The 4,181-nt window shown below is 57.7% G+C and carries 1 protein-coding gene and 3 pseudogenes; 3 read left to right on the top strand and 1 reads right to left on the bottom strand.

All coding sequences use genetic code 11. The annotated features are described in order from the left end of the window. Positions 1-171 precede the first annotated feature (171 nt). Both NKJ17_RS33610 and NKJ17_RS33615 read left to right on the top strand, forming a co-directional pair. Positions 172-285, top strand: a pseudogene (locus NKJ17_RS33610) (IS6 family transposase); the annotation flags it as partial. A 1,179-nt stretch (positions 286-1,464) separates the two neighbouring features. Continuing rightward, positions 1,465-2,226: a LuxR family transcriptional regulator gene (locus NKJ17_RS33615; protein ID WP_352692001.1), complete on the top strand. Its 762-nt coding sequence runs from the start codon at positions 1,465-1,467 to the stop codon at positions 2,224-2,226. Between the two features lie 110 nt (positions 2,227-2,336). Here the strand turns inward: NKJ17_RS33615 and NKJ17_RS33620 are convergent. Beyond that, positions 2,337-2,926: pseudogene (locus NKJ17_RS33620) on the bottom strand (IS5 family transposase); the annotation flags it as partial. Between the two features lie 432 nt (positions 2,927-3,358). Here NKJ17_RS33620 and NKJ17_RS33630 point away from each other — a divergent pair. Next, a pseudogene (locus NKJ17_RS33630) lies at positions 3,359-4,104 on the top strand (IS701 family transposase); the annotation flags it as partial. Positions 4,105-4,181: the final 77 nt, after the last annotated feature.

The following is a 4,181-nucleotide window of genomic DNA, read 5'->3' on the forward strand; positions in this document are numbered from 1 at the left end:
TAAATATGTCTCAGCTTTTCCAGCCCTGACCCGATCTCAGACTTGCGGTGAACGTAACATTGTCAGCGACTGGTGGTCGTAAAGACCTTGTAAATTGATTTGAAGGATCTGTTGCACCGTTTTGACCGGCGGTGTGGCACGGAGCGTCTCCACAAATTTCGCAGGGTTGCGATCTTCAAGGGACGCCAGGTCGACCAGTCAGTGATCCTGCTTTGCGTGCGCTGGTATCTGGCCTCCGACCTCAGCCTGCCTGATTTGGAGGAGATGATGGCCGAGCGAGGCATTACTCGTCTGGGTGCGCTGCCAGATGAGCAGATACTGCACGAATTCGCATGCTTCACGATCGCCTCGGTGTCACGGCGTCGTACTTGTAAGTCTTCGCATTGGCCGGATATATAGTCCGGTGACACAGATCATGCGTCCTTCGCCCGGCACTCGGCCAAGATGCTGTTAAGCGCCAAGCGCCTCGTCTATCAGGAGCAGCGGAGGTCAAAAGACTAGAGCCGTCGCAAGCGCAGGACGCCGGCTAAGCCAGACTCTTCCGCGATTACCGTTCCTGACGCAGTATCATCTGCATCTTCAGAATCGCACTAGTCTCCCAACGAAAGAAGCTCGATCGGACACTGGCACCAATTGGTGTTTCAAAAAATGACCCCGAGTGAGCACTTTAGCTCAACTCAGCGAAATCTATGTTGTTAAACTCGGTGAAGCGGCGATGACATATGAGATACTGTCTCGGTAATCGCCCTCCTGGCGACGACGGTCCCGACGCGCTCTTTTGGTGATGGTTCCAGATGGGGTGGATGTCAGCCTTCTCCGACGCAATGTGCCAAGTTTGTGGTGCTTAACCGAACTGTCGTATTCGCAAGAAGCTGTCGCGCCTGCAAGCCGCGATCTGCTGGACCAGATCTACCAGCTGGTGGCCGGATGGACCAACTGGATATTTCGCTAACAGACGAGATCGTCTCCGACGGAACCTATACGTGATCGCGGTGACGTCGGTTCAAGCGACCAGGGGCCATACTACCCAGGAACTGACGTTTGATTTACCAATGGAGGTCCCATGAAGAGCGGGAATTGCCCGCGGGATACCCGTCAACATCGGATCGGCGGGCGGAGCGGGATCTAGGCCACATCTCAACTCTTTCGAGAGATCGCGTCCAAAGATATCAGCATCTAAGTTTTATTTCTCTATGTTGCGCTTGTATAACCTTACCGAAGCATAAATTTAAGTTAGAATAACTCTACTAACAGCAACGAGGTGGTAGACCTTTGAGCATGCCGGGCTGCCGAGGATGGCGCGCAGAGCCGTAGCCTTGGAGCCGGCAGCTTTGTGCGCCAGTGACAATATCCGGCGCAAATGGCTGCGGAGCAGAGAATATGGAACGCCCGCCGATAACTGCTGTCTCTCAACTTCGAGGGCTGGCAACCAGAGTGTCCGACCGGTCTTCTTTGGTCCCATCTATGCATTTCCCCAAGGCAGCCAGAGAGGCGTTTGCGGTGGAGTTCGGCCGGTTTCTCGACCAGACTGATGCGGTTGCTCAATCCGAGCAGTTGTTCGCCCTATTATCTGCTTTTGCCCTGAATCTTGGTTGCCCTTGGATCGCCTATGGCTCTCTTACACCCGATCAAAGATTTTCAAAGCCGGTCCGACGCGATCCGGCCATCATGCAGAACTATCCTGATGAATGGCAGGACCGCTATTTCGAAATGGGTTATGACAGGATAGACCCAATCATCAAGACAAGTCGCCAGCGGACAAGCGCCTTTCGATGGAGCGATGTGTACAACGACGCAACCACGACTGAAGACGAACGGCGTGTTTTCGATGAGGCTGCGGCGTTCGGCTTAAGGTCGGGCATCAGCGTTCCATTGCACGGTCCTCAAGGCAGCTTTGCGATCATGAGCTTTGCTCAACCCAGGGACCACGGCTTCCAAAATAGAACGATAGCATACTTGCAACTTGCCGCGCTTCATTTCCATATGAAGGTCGCGAAGTTCGCTAATTTGGGTGGTATAGAAGAGACCCCTAACCTTTCTACGAGAGAAATAAATTGTATACTGTGGACGGCGAGAGGGAAATCGTCATGGGAAATAGGGAAAATTCTTGGGATATCTGTAAACACAGTCAATTTCCATATAAAAAACGCAATGCGAAAATTGGATACTGGTAGCAGAACGGTCGCTGCGATAAAAGCCATAAACTTCGGAATTATCGAAATGTAAGAAGCGGCTGACAGCCACGGCAACTTCATCCGGGGGACGATTAGAGTCCCGGCCCTTTCTGTTACGGGAGCAGGGCGCGAGTTGAGCTGTCGGCATAGGCGCGGTCCCTCATGTCCGTCGGCCAGCGTCAGACAGGCTTCCACCAGCAGGCCGTGGCGGTTCTCCATCAACCCATGTCCCATGAAGCACAACCTGGCCTCCTTGCCCCGCCCTTTGCGGTAGAGCCTGGCGTCGGGGTCGGAAGTCGAGGTGTGCGTCTCGTTCGATCGCCTCTCGCCGTGGAAGTCGGCTTCCGCATTGCGTCCGCCGCCGTCTGCCGGCGGTTCGCCATGACCGCCGCTTGGGCCGCCCTTTGGCTTGACGCTCTTCATCGAAGCCCAGGCCTCGATCAGCGTGCCGTCGACCGAGAAGTGATCCGTGGACAGGAGCTTCTTGACTTTGGGCTGCGCCAGCACGGCCCCCAGGAACTTCGCCGCGATATCGCCCTCCAGCAGCCGGTCACGGTTTTTGGAGAACACCGAATGGTCCCAGGCTGCGTCGTCGACGCCGATGCCGACGAACCAGCGGAACAGGAGGTCGTATTCCGAGGCTCCATCAAAAGCCGCTCCGAGCGGATCGAATAGAACGCCTGCAAAAGCATCGCCCGCAGCAGCTTCTCCGGCGGGATAGATGGCCGTCCGATCGGCGAATATAGCGAACTTTTCAGCTACGTGGACCTTGAAGTCCGGGGTTCGGCGCAATCATCCATTGCGGGCGATCCGGACGATCGTGACTGAAGCCCTGTCGACGCTGGAGCGTGAGTTCGCAGCGCCAGTTCGATCGTCGCCGCCACGCACTCGTCACCTCCGAATCCCTTCGGAGCCAGTGAGTCATCGCTGCGCTCCGGTGGCGAGGGCCTTTTCACCAGCCTGCTAGAGCGCGATGACATTAGGTTGCGGAATAGCTTGAGTTGATCGGTAATTCGACATTATAGCGGGCTGAACTGGTCAAGTAGAGTCCCGATACCGCTGCGCTAAATGTCCACACTGCCTAGCACTACTTTGGCAGATTTTTAGCGATAGGGGCATTTTGAGGATTCCCAAGAGAGGTAGCTTCGGTGATTCATAGGGGTCGGCTTTTGGAGGGGCCGACCATGGATGGGGACTGGCAAGTTGGAGCGCTGGCTAGCGCCATTTGTCGCGGCGCCGAGGCATAAGACGTGAGCGCGGATGTGCCCGGCCTATGTGGCGGGATTGATCGGCCCTAGCGATCGCAAATGCAGGCAGCCGATGGCCGCCTGCGGCACAGCTGTCAGCTATGACCAATTACACCATTTCATCGCGAGCGGCGTATGGGACGCGGGCACCACTGGAGGCTGCGCTACTTGCTGAAGCCGATAGCCAAGTTGGCGGTGACGATGCCTGGCCGATCGTCGATGATACCACCCTGCCCAAAAAAGGGCGCCACTCGGTCGGCGTCGCACCGCAATATGCGTCGGCGCTAGGCAAGAACGCCAACTGCCAGACGCTGGTGTCGCTGACGCTGGCATCGGGTGAAGTGCCGGTGATGGTTGGTCTGCGGCTGTTTCTGCCCGAGAGCTGGACAAGCGATCCCGCCCGGTCGCCCGTGTCAACGTGGCCGATGACCATCGTTGCTTGCAGGACCAAGCCCGAGCTCGCGCTGGCGGAGATCGATCGGCTTCGCAGGGCCGGCGTGCGCTTCGGCTGCATACTTGCGGATGCGGGATATGGCTTGAGCGCGCCCTTCCGGCAGGCGCTCACCGAGCGCGGCCTCGCCTGGGCGGTCGGCATCCCGTTCGAGCAGAAGATCTATCCCGCCGGTGTGGCGATGATCTTCCCAGTCTCGGGGCGGGGGGGGCCCCGCCCCCACCCCAACCCCCGCTCTAGGGTGGTTTGAGCGCCGGCGCCCCGGGGGGCGGCGGGGGTGGGGGCGGGGCGGTTGGGGGGGGGCACCCA

Origin of the sequence: Mesorhizobium sp. M0208 (genome assembly GCF_040322015.1) — a bacterium.
Taxonomy (GTDB): domain Bacteria; phylum Pseudomonadota; class Alphaproteobacteria; order Rhizobiales; family Rhizobiaceae; genus Mesorhizobium.